This window comes from Metapseudomonas cellulosilytica (assembly GCF_049334135.1).
In the GTDB taxonomy this organism is placed as follows: Bacteria; Pseudomonadota; Gammaproteobacteria; order Pseudomonadales; family Pseudomonadaceae; genus Metapseudomonas.
Genome location: NZ_JBHZGN010000032.1, coordinates 23730 through 39526 on the forward strand (window position 1 = coordinate 23730; position 15797 = coordinate 39526).

15 protein-coding genes are annotated in these 15797 nt (G+C 65.5%); 9 read left to right on the forward strand and 6 right to left on the reverse strand.

Annotation, left to right across the window (positions count from 1 at the left end; translation table 11 throughout):
- Positions 1–71: 71 nt before the first annotated feature.
- From ACFW0H_RS27305 to ACFW0H_RS27325, 5 genes are all read right to left on the reverse strand, one after another.
- The gene (locus ACFW0H_RS27305) at positions 72–1256 is read right to left on the reverse strand and encodes an MFS transporter (protein WP_422916981.1); all 1185 of its coding nucleotides are present in this window, start codon (positions 1254–1256) and stop codon (positions 72–74) included.
- Entirely contained in the window at positions 1253–1597 is a 345-nt protein-coding gene (locus tag ACFW0H_RS27310; protein ID WP_422916982.1) for a MoaF-related domain-containing protein, read from the reverse strand. The genes ACFW0H_RS27305 and ACFW0H_RS27310 overlap by 4 nt, the downstream gene beginning before the upstream one ends.
- Positions 1594–2532, reverse strand: coding sequence for a cyclase family protein (locus ACFW0H_RS27315; RefSeq protein WP_422916983.1), 939 nt, complete (start codon positions 2530–2532; stop codon positions 1594–1596). Before ACFW0H_RS27315 ends, ACFW0H_RS27310 begins: the two co-directional genes overlap by 4 nt.
- A 127-nt stretch (positions 2533–2659) precedes the next feature.
- Positions 2660–3475 (reverse strand): 2,5-didehydrogluconate reductase DkgB, encoded by an 816-nt coding sequence (dkgB, locus tag ACFW0H_RS27320; protein WP_422916984.1) that lies wholly within the window; start codon positions 3473–3475, stop codon positions 2660–2662.
- A gap of 479 nt (positions 3476–3954) precedes the next feature.
- Positions 3955–5871, reverse strand: a complete 1917-nt coding sequence (locus ACFW0H_RS27325) for a sigma 54-interacting transcriptional regulator (RefSeq protein WP_422916985.1) — start codon at positions 5869–5871, stop codon at positions 3955–3957.
- 224 nt (positions 5872–6095) lie between these two features.
- On the opposite strand from ACFW0H_RS27325, the gene ACFW0H_RS27330 reads away from it, so the two are divergent.
- The 9 genes from ACFW0H_RS27330 to scpA are packed head-to-tail and all read left to right on the forward strand — an operon-like array spanning position 6096 to position 14793.
- Entirely contained in the window at positions 6096–6578 is a 483-nt protein-coding gene (locus tag ACFW0H_RS27330) for an MSMEG_0572/Sll0783 family nitrogen starvation response protein (RefSeq protein WP_100548284.1), read from the forward strand.
- A gap of 59 nt (positions 6579–6637) precedes the next feature.
- Positions 6638–7618 carry a Nit6803 family nitrilase gene (locus ACFW0H_RS27335; protein ID WP_422916986.1) on the forward strand — a complete coding sequence of 327 codons (981 nt, stop codon included), beginning with the start codon at positions 6638–6640 and terminating at the stop codon, positions 7616–7618.
- Positions 7605–8702 carry an MSMEG_0568 family radical SAM protein gene (locus tag ACFW0H_RS27340; RefSeq protein ID WP_422916987.1) on the forward strand — a complete coding sequence of 366 codons (1098 nt, stop codon included), beginning with the start codon at positions 7605–7607 and terminating at the stop codon, positions 8700–8702. The genes ACFW0H_RS27335 and ACFW0H_RS27340 overlap by 14 nt, the downstream gene beginning before the upstream one ends.
- A gap of 11 nt (positions 8703–8713) precedes the next feature.
- A complete protein-coding gene (locus ACFW0H_RS27345; RefSeq protein WP_422916988.1) occupies positions 8714–9274 on the forward strand; it encodes an MSMEG_0567/Sll0786 family nitrogen starvation N-acetyltransferase in 561 nt (186 codons plus the stop codon).
- On the forward strand, positions 9267–10271 hold the full coding sequence (locus ACFW0H_RS27350; RefSeq protein WP_422916989.1) for a sll0787 family AIR synthase-like protein: 1005 nt from the start codon (positions 9267–9269) through the stop codon (positions 10269–10271). The genes ACFW0H_RS27345 and ACFW0H_RS27350 overlap by 8 nt, the downstream gene beginning before the upstream one ends.
- A 1-nt stretch (position 10272) precedes the next feature.
- Entirely contained in the window at positions 10273–10581 is a 309-nt protein-coding gene (locus ACFW0H_RS27355) for an MSMEG_0570 family nitrogen starvation response protein (RefSeq protein ID WP_422916990.1), read from the forward strand.
- Positions 10582–10619: 38 nt separating this feature from the next.
- Positions 10620–11879, forward strand: coding sequence for an MSMEG_0569 family flavin-dependent oxidoreductase (locus ACFW0H_RS27360; protein WP_422916991.1), 1260 nt, complete (start codon positions 10620–10622; stop codon positions 11877–11879).
- 29 nt (positions 11880–11908) lie between these two features.
- Entirely contained in the window at positions 11909–12730 is an 822-nt protein-coding gene (locus tag ACFW0H_RS27365) for a Pnap_2097 family protein (protein ID WP_422916992.1), read from the forward strand.
- Positions 12727–14793, forward strand: a complete 2067-nt coding sequence (gene scpA / locus ACFW0H_RS27370; protein ID WP_422916993.1) for a methylmalonyl-CoA mutase — start codon at positions 12727–12729, stop codon at positions 14791–14793. The genes ACFW0H_RS27365 and scpA overlap by 4 nt, the downstream gene beginning before the upstream one ends.
- Before the next feature lie 248 nt (positions 14794–15041).
- On the opposite strand, the gene ACFW0H_RS27375 is transcribed toward scpA, so the two are convergent.
- Positions 15042–15704 (reverse strand): LuxR C-terminal-related transcriptional regulator, encoded by a 663-nt coding sequence (locus ACFW0H_RS27375; protein WP_422916994.1) that lies wholly within the window; start codon positions 15702–15704, stop codon positions 15042–15044.
- Positions 15705–15797 lie beyond the last annotated feature (93 nt).

The following is a 15797-nucleotide window of genomic DNA, read 5'->3' on the forward strand; positions in this document are numbered from 1 at the left end:
GCCGGCAAACAGAAGGCCCCGGGAGTTCTCCTCCCGGGGCCTTTTGCCAGTCCGTCAGCAACTGAGTTCAGTCACACACCGTCGCAGGATTGCTCGGCCAAACTGGCCTCGGCGACCTTGCCAGCCCGCCCCAGCCACACCAGCAACAACCCCAGCGCAGCCAGCAGGCCACCGGCCACCGGCACGGCGACGTAGCCGAGGCCCAGGCCGATGACGCCGCCGCCAAGTGCCGCACCGAGCGCATTGCCGAGATTGAAGGCGCCGACGTTGATGGACGAGGCCAGTCCGGGCGCTTCGGCGGCAGCTTCCATCACCCGCATCTGCAGGGGCGGCACCAAGCCGAAGGTCGCGACACCCCAGACCAGCAAGCCCAGCGCCGCCGCCACGTGATTGGTCAGAGCCAGCGGCAAGAGCAGCATGATGACGGTCAGCCCCGCGAGGAAAATCCGCGTCGAACCGTCGAGTGACCAGTCTGCGAGACGGCCGCCCAGGCTATTACCGAGGGTGAAACCAACACCGATCAGCACCAGCGCCAGGGTGACGAAAGCGTCCGAAGCGCCGGTCAGCTCGGCGAGCACCGGTGCCACGTAGGTGTAAAGCGTGAACATCGCGCCGGCTCCCACCACTGTCGTAGCCATCGCCAGCAACACGCTCGGGCGAGTGATCACGGCCAGCTCACGACGCACATTGGGTACGCTGCCCCGCTCGCCTCTGGGCAGGGCGAGCCAGAGCGCGGCCATTGCGATCAGCCCCAACACCGCGGTGCCGGCGAATGCCACGCGCCAGCCGACCTGCTGGCCCACCCAGGTCGCCGCTGGCACGCCACCGATATTGGCGATGGTCAGACCCATGAACATGGTCGCCACTGCGCTGGCCTGCTTCTCCTTCGGCACCACGCTCGCCGCGACCACCGCCCCGAGGCCAAAGAAAGCGCCATGGTTGAGGCTGGTGACCAGGCGCGAGGCAAGCAGCGTGGCATAGTCGGGCGCCATGGCCGAAAGCAGGTTGCCAAGGGTGAAGATGGCCATCAGCGAGATCAGCGCGCCGCGCCGGCCGAAGCGGCTGAACAGCAGCGTCATCACTGGCGCGCCGAGCATCACGCCAATGGCATAGGCGGTGACCAGCATCCCCGCACTGGGAATGCTGACATCCACCCCCTCGGCGATGACCGGCAACAGCCCCATCGGCGTGAACTCGGTCGTGCCTATGCCGAACGCGCCGATGGCCAGCGCGAGCAGTACGTGACCGGACTTCATTGCCCGCCCTCCTGCGCGTCGATCTCCGTCAACGGCCCCTGCATCCGGTGGAAGCTCAGGTCGGTTGCGGTGAAGAACGCCTGCGAGCGCCCGTTGGCGAAGTCGTCGACGTGCACCACGGTGGCGCCGTCGGCTTCCTGCCAGGAGATCACGTAGACGCCCTCGGCAATTTCCTGCCACTGGCACTCAGCCTCGCCCTGGGCTCCGGCGTAGGGGCCGGAGACGATGGCGTAGCGGATGCGGGAGCCGTCCGCCGAATAGAGGTTGTGCGCGGACAGGCCGTCGTAGTCGACGCGAAAGCTGCGGCCGGCGAAGGCCGGCCGCGAAGTGGAAGTCGTCATTTGATCGCTACCGGGTTGATGTTGACCTGGGTGGAGCCGACGTACAGTGGCTGGCCGAGGACGAAAAGGAACTCCCAGGCCTGGTCACGCACCAGCGCGCGGCTGTCGATCAGTTCCAGGTTGTAGATGCCGCGTTTGGCCAGCATGTACTGGTTCACCGGGAACTCATCCTTGCCGTGGGGATTGGGGTAGACCTCTGAGGCCCAGGTATCGCCGCCGAAGGCGACTATGCCCTGGTCGGCCAGCCACTTCGCCGCTTCCATACCGATGCCCGGCTCGACTTCGAGGAACTGCTTGTTGTCCTTGCCGATCAGCTCCAGCCAGCCGGTGTTGAACAGCACCACGTCACCCTTGCGCAGCGTCAGGCCCTGCTTCTTAAGCACCGCCTGGATGTCGGCGACGCTGAACTCGGTGCCGCCGGGGACGATGGCCTTGCCGTAGTGCGCACTCATGTCCAGCACCACGCCACGGGTCACGAACGGCGGGACCTTCTCGATGCCGAGCTTCTTCACGCCTTCGACGGTGACGAAGTCGGCCGCCTGGTTACCGTTGTAGTAGCGGTTGTCGATGCCGATATGGCCGATGCCGTTGAGCTGGGTGCCGACGCCGGTCCAGGCGTTCACCATCTCGTCGTTGAAGGTGAACTTGTTCGGGCCGAGGGACTGGCCGGCCTGTTGGCCCGGCTGGATGTTGTAGAGGTGGAAGCTGCGGTGGCGGAAGGCCGGCAGGTTCTTGTCCACCGGCACCGCCAGCGCATAGGTCTTGCCAGTCCTGACCAGCCCCACCGCCTGTTTCACCACGTCAGGGGTCAACAGGTTGGCGGCGCCTATCTCATCGTTCGCGCCATACGCCGACGGATACCAGTCGGCGGCGGAAGCGACCTGCATGGCCAGCGGTAATGCGGTGGCCAGGGCGAGTCTGGTGAAGGTTTTCATCATGACGTTCCTGTATTCGTTCAGGCCATCGGCGGAGCGCAGGACGCCCTCGCCTGACGGCATTCGGTGATCATCGGGATTCAGCGGCGCGCCGGAATCAGACACGCCAGGGGAGCTGGCGTGGCCGTCAGTCCCAGACCGGTGCCAGGCCTTCGGGGCTGACTTCACGGCCGTTGCGTTCCAGCGCGGCGATCTGCGCCATGTCCTCGGCGTCCAGGCGCAGCTCGCTGGCGAGCAGGTTGCTGGCCAGGTTCTCGCGGCGGGTCGACGACGGAATCACCGCATAGCCAAGCTGCAGCGCCCAGGCCAGCGCGACCTGCGCGACAGTGGCCTGGTGCTTGGCGGCGATTTCGGCCAGCACCGGGTCCTTCAGAACCTTGCCGTAGGCCAGGGTCATGTACGAGGTGACCGGGATGCCCTGCTCCTTCAGGAAGGCGGTCAGCGCCGTGTTCTGCAGGTAAGGGCTGAGCTCGACCTGGTTGGTGGCGATCTCGCCCTTGCCGACCGTCGCGACGGCCTGTCGGGTCAGCTCGATGTTGAAGTTGGAGATGCCGATCTGGCGGGTCAGGCCCTGGGCCTTGGCCTCCGCCAGCGCCTCCATGTATTCGGGCAGCTCGACGCCGTTGCCCGGCGCTGGCCAGTGGATCAGCGTCAGATCCACCTGATCGGTGCGCAGCTTTTCCAGGCTCTCGCGCAGGCTGGCGACCAGCTTGCCGCTGGCGTAGTTCTCCACCCAGATCTTGGTGGTGAGGAACAGCTCGGAACGGGCGACACCGCTCTCGGCGATCGCCTGGCCGATATCGGCCTCGTTGCCGTAGATCTGTGCGGTGTCAATGGCGCGGTAACCCAGCTCCAGTGCGTTGCGCACCGAATCGATAACGGGCTGGCCGGTCAGGCGGAAGGTCCCGAGGCCGAAAGAAGGAATGGAGGTGGTGAACGACATGGCTGCACTCCGAAAGGTCAGTGACTCGAATGGCGCGCAGTGTGTCGGGTTTGCTTTTGTCGATTAAGCCGTCAATCGACCAAAGTTATTTGAGTTGAAATCAAGAGTCGAATCGACGGCCGACAGGTCGCCTCTCCCGATGCGGCATGACATTGGTGGCAGCGACTTCACCCAGAGCTTGGGCGCCGGCGGCAGTAATCAGTGGGAAAACCAGCTCTATAGCAATATCGGCTACTACTTCTGATGAATGTGAGCAGGCCTTGACTCCATTCGCACAAAGGAAGCTTTGCACAGCGTCCCACGCGAGCCAATGTTGGGAGTCGTTTAAATCAGCAGTACTTCGACGGGTTACCCCAGGGCTCTACCGGCAATCCCGGCTGCGATAGGCCGACATCACGCTCAATCTGGTCGTCATATCCAACAAACGTGCTAGTAAAAGTCGAACATCGCCGTGGTGCTCCGAACTAAAAATCGCAATCTCAGCCGTCTTGAACGATGTTCAAACGCTTCAATCGTGATGCCAGGGTGGTGGGTTTAAGCCCCAGCAGCTCCGCTGCGCCTCCCTTCCCAAACAATCGACCATTGCTGGCACGCAGCGCGGCCCTGACGTTGTCGGCTTCCAGGCGCCGCAGTTGGGCGTCGGTGAGGATGCCGGACGGAAACACGGGCGAGTCGCTGACCGAATTCGCCGCCCCCTCGGGCATCTCCTGCAGGTCGATGAACTGTTCAACGCCTTGCGAGGTGATCAGCATACGCTCCACCACATTCTGCAGTTCGCGGATATTGCCCGGCCAGGAATAACGCTGCATGCGTTCGATATCGCCCTTGCTCAGCGGGCGCCCAGCCTTGTTCAGCCGCGGACCGATCTGGCAATTGAAGTGGTCGGCCAGCAGCGGAATGTCCATCAGTCGTTCCCGCAGCGCCGGGGAATGGATGGGGAACACGTTGAGGCGGAAATAGAGGTCCTCGCGGAAGCGTTTGGCACGCACCTCCTGGCGCAGATCGCGGTTGGTGGCAGCGATGATGCGCACGTCCACCTTGCGGGTGCGCTCCTCCCCTACCCGCTCGAACTGCCCCTCCTGTAGCACCCGCAGCAGTTTGCTCTGCAAATCCAGGGGAATCTCACCGATCTCGTCGAGAAACAGGGTACCGCCATCGGCCAGCTCAAAGCGGCCGACGCGGTCTCGCAGTGCACCGGTGAAGGCGCCCCTAACGTGGCCAAAGAACTCGCTCTCGAACAGCTCCGCCGGAATGGCCGCGCAGTTCACCCGGATAAGTGGATGCTCCGCGCGTCGACTGGCCTGGTGAATGGCCCGGGCGATCAGCTCCTTGCCGGTGCCGGACTCGCCATGGATCAGCACGCTGGCATCAGTCGGGCCGACCACGTCGATCTGCTGGATGATCTTCAGGATCGGCTCGCTCTGGCCGACGATCTCGCGGTAGTTGTGCTCGATGCTGATTTCTTCCTGCAGGTATGCGTTCTGCTGTTCCAGGCGCTGCTTGAGTTCCTGCAGTTCGCCCAGGGCGTTCTGCAACTGGATTTCGGTGCTGCGTCGCTCCGTGATGTCACGGAACACCACTACCGAGCCGACGATGCGGCCGTCAGAAATCACCGGGGTGCTGGTGAACTCCACCGGGAACATGGTGCCATCGCGCCGCCAGAACACTTCCTGGCGGCCCTCGTGGACCATGCCGTCGCGCACCGCCTTGTAGATGGGGCACTGCTCCACCGGGTAGTGGCTACCATCGGCATGACTGTGGTGGTGCATTTGGTGGATGTTCTTGCCAATCATGTCCTCCTGTTCCCAGCCCAACATCCGCGCACCGGCCGGGTTAACGTAGGTAGCCAGGCCATCGCTGTCGATGCTGTAGATGCCGTCGCCCACGGCGCTCAGCAGCAGCTGGTTGTCTCGCTCGGTTTCCTTGAACAGGTTGAGGATGTTGCGCCACTCCAACAGGCCACCGCGCATGGTGCGCTCAGTCTGTGCCTGGTCGAGGTGGTAGCGCTGGGCACTGCGCTCGCGCAGGACCAGGATCAGGTAAACCACGGACTTGAGCTTCAGCGCGGCAGCGGAGGTCTCCACCGCCACCCGTTCGCCGTCCTTGCGCGCGCAGGTCAGCTCGTCGCTCCAGCCTTTCCCCTCCTCCATCACCGCCTGGGTGAAAACGATCAGGGCCGGCAGTTGGTGGCCGAACAACCGGGTGGCGGTCAGTTCGAGCAGCTCGTGGCGGGAATAGCCCAGCAGGGTGCAGGCGGCGATGTTCATGTCCACCACGCGGTTGCTGGTGGGGTCCAGCTGCAAGATGGCTTCGCTGCAATGCTCGAAGACCATGTGCCGCGTGGAATAGGCCATGTTGGCCCAGTTGGCGAGGTAATCCGGTTCCGTCTCGTGCATGGCCTACGCAACCTCGTAATAGCGCCTACGAACTTGCGTAGTTTTACGAGATCTCGTAGTCGCGCAACAGCGTCAGGTGTATCAGAAAAAACCGTATCAGACTCCTAAGTCTCTGATTTTAAAGGCCATATTAAGCCAAAAACAAAACTGGCACGACCTTCGCTCTAGACCCTTGCAAGTGCAGCGGCAGTCGCTGCGATTCAAAGCCCTAGAGGAGAAGCAATATGCCGAGCGTCGATATCGCCCACTACAAGGACGGCGACTTCCTGGTCAACTACGAAGAAAAGGTCTTCGAGGACGTTAAGGCCGAGCCGGGCGAAAAGGCCCTGATCACCTTCCACACCATCGCCTTCGAGGGCTCCATCGGCCTGGTCAACATGCTGCAGGCCAAGCGCCTGCAGCGCAAAGGCTTCGAAACCAAAGTCCTGCTCTACGGACCGGGCGTGCAACTGGGCGTGCAGCGCGGCTTCCCGACCCTGGGCGCCGAGGCCTTCCCCGGCCACCTGGCGGTTAACAAGCAGATCAAGGCCTTCATCGAGGAAGGCGGTGAAGTCTATGCCTGCCGATTCGCCCTGCAAGCCCTCTACGGCCAGACCGAGAAGGCCCTGATCGAAGGCATCCGCCCGATCAACCCGCTGGACGTGATGGACCTCCGCCTGCTGATGCGCCGTGAAGGCGCGCTGATCATCGACACCTGGACCGCCTGACCGCCCCACCCCTTCCGCTCGCGGGAGGGGCCCTTCCTCACTCCCACAGGATCGATGACATGCCGACCATCCGTGCCGCCGCCGTGCAACTCAGCCCGGTGCTCTACAGCCGCGAAGGCACTATCGACAAGATCTGCCGGAAGATCCTCGAGCTGGGCCGCGAAGGCGTGCAGTTCGCCGTCTTCCCCGAAACCGTGGTGCCCTACTACCCCTATTTTTCCTTTGTGCAGGCTCCCTTCGCCATGGGCGGCCAGCACCTGAAACTGCTGGAGGAGTCGGTGGTCGTCCCCTCCGCCGCCACTTCGGCCATTGGCGCCGCCTGCCGCGAAGCCGGAGTAGTCGCCTCCATCGGTATCAACGAGCGTGACGGCGGGACGATCTACAACGCGCAGTTGCTGTTCGACGCCGACGGCACGCTGATCCAGCACCGTCGCAAGATTACCCCCACCTACCACGAGCGCATGGTCTGGGGTCAGGGCGACGGCTCCGGCCTGCGCGCGGTCGACAGCGCCGTGGGACGCATCGGCTCCCTGGCCTGCTGGGAGCACTACAACCCGCTGGCGCGCTACGCGCTGATGGCCGACGGCGAGCAGATCCACGCGGCGATGTTCCCCGGCTCGCTGGTGGGCGAGATCTTCGCCGAGCAGATCGAGGTCACAATCCGCCACCACGCCCTGGAGTCCGGCTGCTTTGTGGTCAACGCCACCGCTTGGCTGGAGCCGAAACAGCAGCAACGGATCATGGCCGACACCGGCTGCGCCATCGGCCCGATCTCCGGCGGTTGCTTCAGCGCCATCGTCTCGCCGGAGGGCAAGCTGCTGGGCGAACCGCTGCGCAGCGGCGAAGGCGCAGTGATCGCCGACCTCGACCTGGCGCTGATCGACAAACGCAAGCGGATGATGGATTCCGTCGGCCACTACAGCCGCCCCGAGCTGCTCAGCCTGTTGATCGACCGCACCCCCAGCGCCCACCTGCATGAACGCAGCACGGGCCTGCCGCAGGCCTTCGAGCCCGTGGAGGTGGACCATGAATGCGCCTAGCCGCCAGCCCGACGACCTGCTCAGTGAGCTGCAGTGCCACGGCGTGCGCTGGCAGGACCAGAGTACCGGCCTTTCCCGCAGGGGTGGCGCCGGCCCATCCGACCACAAGGCCCTGACCCTGGGCGCACGTACCGCCATGGTGCCGGTGCTCAATCAGGCCTCCCTGGACTCGCCCTACGAGGCGCGTCCATCCAGTGATGGCGACCTGGCGCTGATCTTCCGCGAGGGCCGTCAGGTAGGCCAGGTGGAGCTTCCCGGCGTACCGAAGTTCTACGCGCGCAGCACCGCCGATGGCATCCCCTACTGGAAGATCGCCACCCTGCACAGTCGCGATGTGCTGGCCACCACACTGTTGCAGCACTGCATCCGCATGAACGACGCGGCCACTTCCTGCCAGTTCTGCGCCATTGGCCAGTCCCTTGTGGCGGGCAAGACCATCGCGCGCAAGCGCCCGGCGCAGCTGGCCGAAGTGGCGAAGGCGGCAGTGGAACTGGACGGCGTGAAGCACATGGTGATGACCACCGGCACGCCACAGACCCGCGACCGTGGCGCCGCCATCCTCTGCGAGGCCGCTGCGGCCGTGACCGCCGCCGTCGACCTGCCGATCCAGGCCCAGTGCGAACCGCCGGACGAGGACAGCTGGTTCCAGCGCCTGAAGGACAGTGGCGTCGTCTCCCTCGGCATGCACCTGGAGGCAGTCACCGAGCCGGTGCGCCGGAAGATCATGCCGGGCAAGGCCGAAGTACCGGTGAGCCGCTATTTCGAAGCATTCGAAGCCGCCGTCGAGGTATTCGGCCGGGGCCAGGTGAGCACCTACATCCTCGCCGGCCTGGGCGACCCGGAAGACGCCATCGCCGAGATGAGCGAGCGCCTGGCGGCCATTGGCGTGTACCCCTTCGTGGTGCCCTTCGTCCCCATCGACGGCACCCCCCTGGCCCATCACCCCAAACCCGACAACGCGCTGATGCAGCGCCTCTACCCGCGCATCGGCGCCAGCCTGCGCCGCCACGGGCTGCATTCCGACGATATCCGCGCAGGGTGCGCCAAGTGCGGCGCCTGCTCGGCCCTGAAACACCACGAATGAGGAGAACCGCCATGGCGTTGAGAAGTCTCGAGTGGCTGGAGGAACCGATCAGCCCCTATATCGCCGGTGACCTGCGCGTGAAACCCGCCAGCGAAGCCTGGGAGCGTCGCCAGTACTATGCCTTGCGCCAGGCGGTGTTCTCCGAGGAACAACGTCTGCTGGCACAGGACCGCGATGAACGCGACTTCCGCGCCATTCCCATCGTTGCCCTGACCCACTGCTGCGGGGAGGCGGACCGCGTGGTGGGCGCCGTGCGCATCTACGAGCAGGAACCACGCCTCTGGTACGGCGGCCGCCTCTGCGTGGAGCCGCACTACCGGCGCCAGGGCATGCTCGGCAAGGCGCTGGTCAACGAGGCGGTGTCATTGGCCCTGGCGCTGGGTTGCGATCGATTTCTCGCCACCGTCCAGGAACAGAACGAAACCTACTTTCACCGACTGCACTGGCGGACCCTGGAACGCATCGAGCTCCTCGGCCGTCCCCACGTGCTGATGCAAGCCGAATTGCAGCGCTACCCCTTCATGCCACGGCACGTGTCACTACGCGCCCTGCGAGGGGCCCGCCATGACTGAGCTTGCCACCCTCCTGGAGCGGCTGCGCAACACGCCGGCCATGGACGCGAAGCGCGCCGTGCAGCAGGCAGCTCGCACCGTCCTCACCCCCTCGGCTGGGCTGGACGATCCCTACGCCTTACCCGGCGACGACACCGCCGCGGTTCGCTGTGGCGATCACTACCAGCTGTTGGCGATTGAGGGGATGCTGCCTGCGTTTGTCGCCAAGGCCCCCTGGTTCGCCGGCTGGTCGGCGGTGATGGCCAATGTCAGCGATATCGCCGCGATGGGCGGTCGCGCCACCGCTGTGGTCAACGCCTACTGGCACCACGACGTCAGTGCCGCCGCTGAGGTTCTGCGGGGAATCCGCGACGCCTGTGAGCGCTACGGCCTGCTGCTGGCCGGTGGGCACACCAGTCTCACACGGGGCAACCCGACGGCGCTGGCGGTGGCCATCACCGGTATCGCCCGGAAGCTGCTTTCCACCCTGCATGTAAAACCCGGCCAGTTGCTGGCCACGGTGGTGGACCTGGACGGCCAGTGGCACCCCGGCACCGCCTACTGGAAGGCCTTCGAGCACAAGGACGCCGGTCACCTGCGCCGACAGCTCGAGCTGCTGCCGCAACTGGCGGAGGACGGGCTGCTGCTGGCCGCCCGCGATATCAGCAACGCCGGCCTGCTGGGCTCGTTGCTGATGCTGCTGGAAGCCACCGGTTGCGGCGCCCGCATCGACCTGGACGCCCTGCCGCGCCCGGGCGACGGCGACCTCGAACGCTGGCTGCTGGCTTTCCCCAGCTTCGGTTTCCTGCTGACCCTGGACGAGGTCCACTGGCCCGCGGTCCGGGACCGTTTCGCCAGCGAACGCCTGGCCGTCGCCGCCATTGGCCGCATCGACGCCAGCGGCCGCCTGGAGGTCGGCGTGGGTACCGAGATCGCCGAGTTCTGGGACTTCGCCCAGGCGCCCTTCACCGGGCTTTCCGCCCCCATTTCGTCCCTTCACCACCACGAGGTGCACTGAGATGCCCGCCGTCAACTTCAGGGTGCGCTGGCCCGATGGCCAGGAAACCCACGGCTACTCCCCTTCCACCCTGATCTACCAACACCTGCAGAGCGGTAGCAGCTGCAGCGTCGAGCAATTCCTCGCTCGGGCCGAAACGGCGCTGTCCGCTGCCTCGGAGCGGGTCCGCGAGCTGAAAGGTTTCTATTGCAGTTCGGCCATGGACACCCTGGCCATCCTCCGTCACCAGGCCCGCTACTACAGCGCCGAGGACTCGGTGCTGATCCTCGACATGCACACCGAACACAGTGGCCAGGTCCTGGCCCGCTGAGGCCGGCCGCCCTATCACCCATTCCCCAGGAGAATCTCATGCCCAGCTCCCTCAAGTCCGTCCCGGTCCCCCATCACAGCGTCATCATCGTTGGCGGCGGCCAGGCCGGCCTCTCCGCCAGCCATTACCTGCAACAGGAAGGCATCGACCACCTGGTACTGGAGAAGCACAGCCTCACCCACAGCTGGCGCACCCAGCGCTGGGACAACTTCTGCCTGGTAACGCCCAACTGGCAGTGCACCCTCCCCGGCCACCCCTACGACGGCAACGATCCGCACGGCTTCATGAAGCGCGAAGAAATCATTACCTACCTCGATGCCTTCATCGCCAAGGTCAAGCCACCAGTACGCGAAGGCGTGACAGTGCAACGCGTGACCCCGCGCCCGCAGGGCGGCTATGCGGTGCAGACCTCCGCCGGCGAGTTCAGCGCGGATCAGGTCATAGTCGCCTCCGGCGGCTATCACGCGCCGATCATCCCGCGCCTGGCCGAGCGACTGCCTGGTTACATCCAGCAGCTCCACTCGGAGCAATACCGCAATCCGCAATCCCTGCCGGCCGGCAATGTGCTGGTCGTGGGTTCGGGCCAGTCCGGCGCGCAGATCGCCGAGGACCTGCACCTGGCCGGTCGCAAGGTCTACCTGGCGGTGGGCGACGCGCCGCGTTGCGCGCGCTTCCATCGCGGCAAGGACGTGGTCGACTGGCTGGCGGAGATGGGCTACTACGACATCGGCGTCGATCAGCACCCGCTACGCGAGGGCGTGCGCGACAACACCAACCACTATGTCACCGGCCGCGACGGCGGGCGCGACATTGACCTACGCAAGTTCGCCACCCAGGGCATGGAGCTGTTCGGCCTGCTCCAGGGCCTGGACGGCACCCGCCTGCAATTCGCCCCGGACCTCGCGGCCAAGCTCGATGCCGCCGACGCGGTGTACAACCGCATCAATACCAGCATCGACCGCTACATCGAGGAGAACGCCATCGATGCCCCGCCCGGCGCACCCTACCAGCCGGTCTGGCAGCCCGAGGCGGAGCGCGAAAGCCTGGACCTGGTCGAGGCTGGCATTACCAGCGTCATCTGGTGCATCGGCTTCAGCCCGGACTTCAGCTGGCTGGAGGCCGGGGTGTTCAACGGCCGCGGCCAGCCGCTCCACGTGCGCGGGGTGACCCGCGAGCCGGGCCTGTACTTCCTCGGCCTGCCCTGGCTCTACACCTGGGGCTCGGGACGCTTCTCCGGCATCGCCCGCGACGCCGAGCACTTGGTCCGCCACCTGGCGCGCGCCCGAAAGGCCGCCTGACCACCCGATCGCTGAAGGAGCGACCGAGCATGAACCTGCCCGTCGACCCCGGCATCCGCCTGCGCCAGGATTACCTCGCCGGCATGCCCCACCTAGCCTATGTCGGGCTTTCGGAGAACTGGTTGCTGAAGGAGTGCGGTCACCTGCACTGGCTGCTGCTGGCCCGATTGCAGGGTCTCGACGTGCCCGTCTTCAGCGATCGCGAGGGGCGCAGCGCCTATGCGGCCTTCACCGCCATCCATCTGCGCCGTCTGCAGTTGGAGCGGATCGGTGAGAACACCCGCTTCGAGCTGCACAGTCACCTGCAGCCCGCCGGCCGCGCCCGTCACTGCAGTGAGCACTTGCTGCTTGCCGCGGGCCTGCCCTGTGGCGAGCTGACGATGCTCTCCACCTTCGTCTGCCGCACCCGCGCCGGCGACAACCGCAGCGCCACGCGCGCTCAGTTCGCCATCGACGAGGGCACTCCAGCAGAACCCTGTCAGGCGGCGCGGGCACTACTGGAGGCCGGCAAGCACTGGCGGGAAGCGGAGCCGGTCGAACAGGTCTGGGAGCAGCGTTTTAGTCCCTGCCCGGCGCTGGATTTCAATGGCGCCGAGTTCCTCTATTTCGCCCAGTTCCAGGCTACCGTGGAGCGCGCCGAATGGGCCCTCGCCCGCAGCAACCTGCTGCTCCACTGCCGCGAGCGGCAACTGTACTTCTACGGTAACCTCAATCCCGGCGACGACCTGCTGCTGCGCCTAGCCCCGCCGGTGAATGTCGACGGCATGCAGCGCTGCGAGATCCGCCGCGCCTCTGACGGCCGCAAGCTGGCCGAGGTGCTCACGCGCCGCGCCCTGCAGGTGCCGGCATGAATCCCCCGCGCCGCCCTCGACCACGCAGCGTGCCGTTGAAGCCGCTGTACCGCGCCGCCGACCTGGACGGCCTGGCGCACCTGGACGACCTGCCCGGCGAGGCGCCCTTTGTCCGTGGCCCTTACCCCGGCATGTACACGGAACGTCCCTGGACCCTGCGCCAGTACGCCGGCTTCGCCAGCGCCGCTGAGACCAACCGCTGGTTCCGCCAGAGCCTCGCCGAAGGCGTGCAGGGCCTTTCGGTGGCCTTCGACCTGCCCACTCATCGCGGCTACGACTCCGATGCCCTGGAGGCAGACGTCGGTCGGGCCGGCGTGGCCATCGACAGCGTCGAGGACATGCGGGAGCTTTTCGCAGGCATCGACCTGGCACAGGTCTCAGTGTCCATGACCATGAACGGCGCAGTGTTGCCGGTGCTCGCCGCCTTCATCGTGGCGGCCGAGGAATCCGGGGTGGGAGTGCACCAGCTCAGTGGCACCATCCAGAACGACATCCTCAAGGAGTTCATGGTCCGCAACACCTACCTGTTCTCTCCCGCTCCATCCCTGCGTATCGCCACTGACGTCTTCGAGTATCTGACCCACCACCTGCCACGCTTCAATGCCCTCTCGGTGTCCGGCTATCACCTGCAGGAGGCCGGCGCCGACCCCGCGCTGGAACTGGGGCTCACCCTGCTCAATGCCCGCACTTATGTCGAGTGCGCCAAAACGCGGGGCCTGGACCTGGACACCTTCTGCCGCCGACTCAGCTTCTTCTTCGGCATCGGCAGCGACTTCTACCTGGAAGTGGCCAAGCTGCGTGCGGCGCGACTGCTCTGGGCCGAAATAAGCGCCGAACTTGGCGTAACCTCGCCGCGTGCACGGGCCCTGCGGACGCATTGCCAGACTTCCGGCTGGAGCCTCGCCGCCCAGGGCGCGCAGAACAACATTGTGCGCACCACGGTAGAGGCCATGGCTGCGGTATTCGGCGGCACCCAGTCCCTACACACCAACGCCTGGGACGAAGCCTTGGGTCTCCCGGGGGCGGAAGCGGCACAACTGGCGCGCAATACACAGCTGATCCTGCAGGACGAGTTCGGTCTCTGCGACAGCGTCGACCCCTGGGCCGGCTCGTACCTGATGGAGTCGCTGACCGCGGCACTGGCCAATGCGGCAAGACAGCTCATTGCGCAGGTCGATGCTGAAGGTGGTGTCCTGGCTGCACTGGACTCCGGCTGGATCGACCAGCACATCCACGCCGCGGCGGTGCGCACCCAAGCGCGGATCGACTCTGGCGCCACCGCGATCCTCGGCGTCACCCGCCATCCGCAGTCCGCCACCGACGCGACCGCCTGCCAGAACGTGGACAGTGCCCAGGTTCGCCAACGCCAGCTACAGCGTCTCGACGACCTGCGCCGACAGCGCGACCCGGTAAGGGTGGCCCATTGCCTGGAGGCGCTGACCCGCAGCGCTCAGTTCGGCGAAGGCAATCTGCTGACCGCCACGCTGGAGGCAATACGCGCCCGCGCCACCGTTGGCGAATGCACGGAGGCGCTGGAGCGCGTCTGGCCCCGCCACCAAGCCACGCCACGCTGTTGCCAGGGTGCCTATGCCGAACTGCGTCAGGACGAACCGGTCTGGCAGGCCCTGCGGCGCGCCGTGGCGGATCTGCGTGAGCGACGCGGCCATTCGCCACGGCTGCTGTTCGGGAAGCTGGGACAGGACGGCCATGACCGCGGGGTCCGCGTGCTGGCATCCATCCTCAGCGACCTCGGCTTCGACGTGCACCTGGGCCCCCTGTTCCAGTCGCCGGACGCGCTGGCGAACCTGGCTTGGGAGCAGGCGGTGGATCTTGTCGGCGTATCCAGCTTGGCCGGTGCCCACGATGAACTGCTGCCCACGCTCCTGGAACGCCTGGCAACACGCGGCATGCGCGTACCGGTGGTGGCCGGCGGCGTTATTCCGGCAGCGGACTGCACCCTGCTCGAGCGCGCCGGCATCGCCGCCTGCTTCGGCCCCGGCAGCGATCCGCTGGTGATCGCCGAACGCATACTGGCGCTGATCAGCAATAGGCACGAGACCTGATACGCACGGCCACCCACTAGCGGCGGTGGGTTCAGCGCCCATGCAGCCAGCGGGCGACAGCATCGAGGAAGCCCCCCAGCACACCGATCAGCAGCACCATACCAGATCAACCTGGGAGCGCTGGGGACTCCGCGGTGCAGATCGAAAGAGCTTCAATCCCTGGCCGTCAAAGCGGAATCGAGGCGGCTTCTGACAAGCATCTCCGCTTACGAACGCTCTCATGGGTAATCCATATGCGTGATCGGCTATTACCTAACTTCAAAAATGGCACCCTCCACCCCCAGGACCTCGCCAGTCACCGAGTAAATGCCGACACCTTTTTCCCAGACGTCCTTGATTTTTCCGTCAGCGCAACGGATCCGATAACTGAGCTGGTAGGGCTCGTGCTTGAGGAGTGCGCATTGCACGCAATACCAGATGTAGTCGGCGTATTCGTCGAGGATCAGCGAGCCGTAGCTGTGCTCGGGGTCGCGCGTCAGGTACTCGGCCGTGTAGCCGGTGAGGGTCAGGCAGCCGGCGCTGACGTACTCCATGTACCAGGTGCGGTCGTTGTCACCCCGGTAGATCAACCCCGGCAACTCATCCAGCAGCCCTGAAACGGGCGGAATCGGTGCAGACGGAACCGGACGTGCACCCTCGCTGGGCAACGGTGCGTCGTCCATCGTGCGCCAGGAATCACCGCAGCGGTGGACCCGGGTGGCCAGCTCCAGGCGTGAATGGAGGCGGAACTTGCGCAGCAGATTGCGCACATAGATCTTCACCGTGCCATCGCTGATGCCCAGTTCACGGGCAATCTGCTTGTTGCTGAGCCCCGTGGAGATCAATGCGAGGGTCTGGCCCTCGCGCTCGGTCAGCTCATCCCAGGCGGGCACTGACGGAACGGCGGTCGGTAACAGGCTGGCGTTGTACATCCCTCTCCTCCTCCGGTGCTCGCCTCTAGGTTGGCAGGTTCCCAGTGCCAGCAACTTCCATGCCTCCATAAGGGCACTACTCCTTTTGGCATA

Bases quoted from the DNA above. Each gene is read 5' to 3' on its own strand.
- ACFW0H_RS27305 (WP_422916981.1), bottom strand. From the start codon at position 1,256: ATGAAGTCCGGTCACGTACTGCTCGCGCTGGCCATCGGCGCGTTCGGC.
- ACFW0H_RS27310 (WP_422916982.1), bottom strand. From the start codon at position 1,597: ATGACGACTTCCACTTCGCGGCCGGCCTTCGCCGGCCGCAGCTTTCGC.
- ACFW0H_RS27315 (WP_422916983.1), bottom strand. From the start codon at position 2,532: ATGAAAACCTTCACCAGACTCGCCCTGGCCACCGCATTACCGCTGGCC.
- dkgB (WP_422916984.1), bottom strand. From the start codon at position 3,475: ATGTCGTTCACCACCTCCATTCCTTCTTTCGGCCTCGGGACCTTCCGC.
- ACFW0H_RS27325 (WP_422916985.1), bottom strand. From the start codon at position 5,871: ATGCACGAGACGGAACCGGATTACCTCGCCAACTGGGCCAACATGGCC.
- ACFW0H_RS27330 (WP_100548284.1), top strand. From the start codon at position 6,096: ATGCCGAGCGTCGATATCGCCCACTACAAGGACGGCGACTTCCTGGTC.
- ACFW0H_RS27335 (WP_422916986.1), top strand. From the start codon at position 6,638: ATGCCGACCATCCGTGCCGCCGCCGTGCAACTCAGCCCGGTGCTCTAC.
- ACFW0H_RS27340 (WP_422916987.1), top strand. From the start codon at position 7,605: ATGAATGCGCCTAGCCGCCAGCCCGACGACCTGCTCAGTGAGCTGCAG.
- ACFW0H_RS27345 (WP_422916988.1), top strand. From the start codon at position 8,714: ATGGCGTTGAGAAGTCTCGAGTGGCTGGAGGAACCGATCAGCCCCTAT.
- ACFW0H_RS27350 (WP_422916989.1), top strand. From the start codon at position 9,267: ATGACTGAGCTTGCCACCCTCCTGGAGCGGCTGCGCAACACGCCGGCC.
- ACFW0H_RS27355 (WP_422916990.1), top strand. From the start codon at position 10,273: ATGCCCGCCGTCAACTTCAGGGTGCGCTGGCCCGATGGCCAGGAAACC.
- ACFW0H_RS27360 (WP_422916991.1), top strand. From the start codon at position 10,620: ATGCCCAGCTCCCTCAAGTCCGTCCCGGTCCCCCATCACAGCGTCATC.
- ACFW0H_RS27365 (WP_422916992.1), top strand. From the start codon at position 11,909: ATGAACCTGCCCGTCGACCCCGGCATCCGCCTGCGCCAGGATTACCTC.
- scpA (WP_422916993.1), top strand. From the start codon at position 12,727: ATGAATCCCCCGCGCCGCCCTCGACCACGCAGCGTGCCGTTGAAGCCG.
- ACFW0H_RS27375 (WP_422916994.1), bottom strand. From the start codon at position 15,704: ATGTACAACGCCAGCCTGTTACCGACCGCCGTTCCGTCAGTGCCCGCC.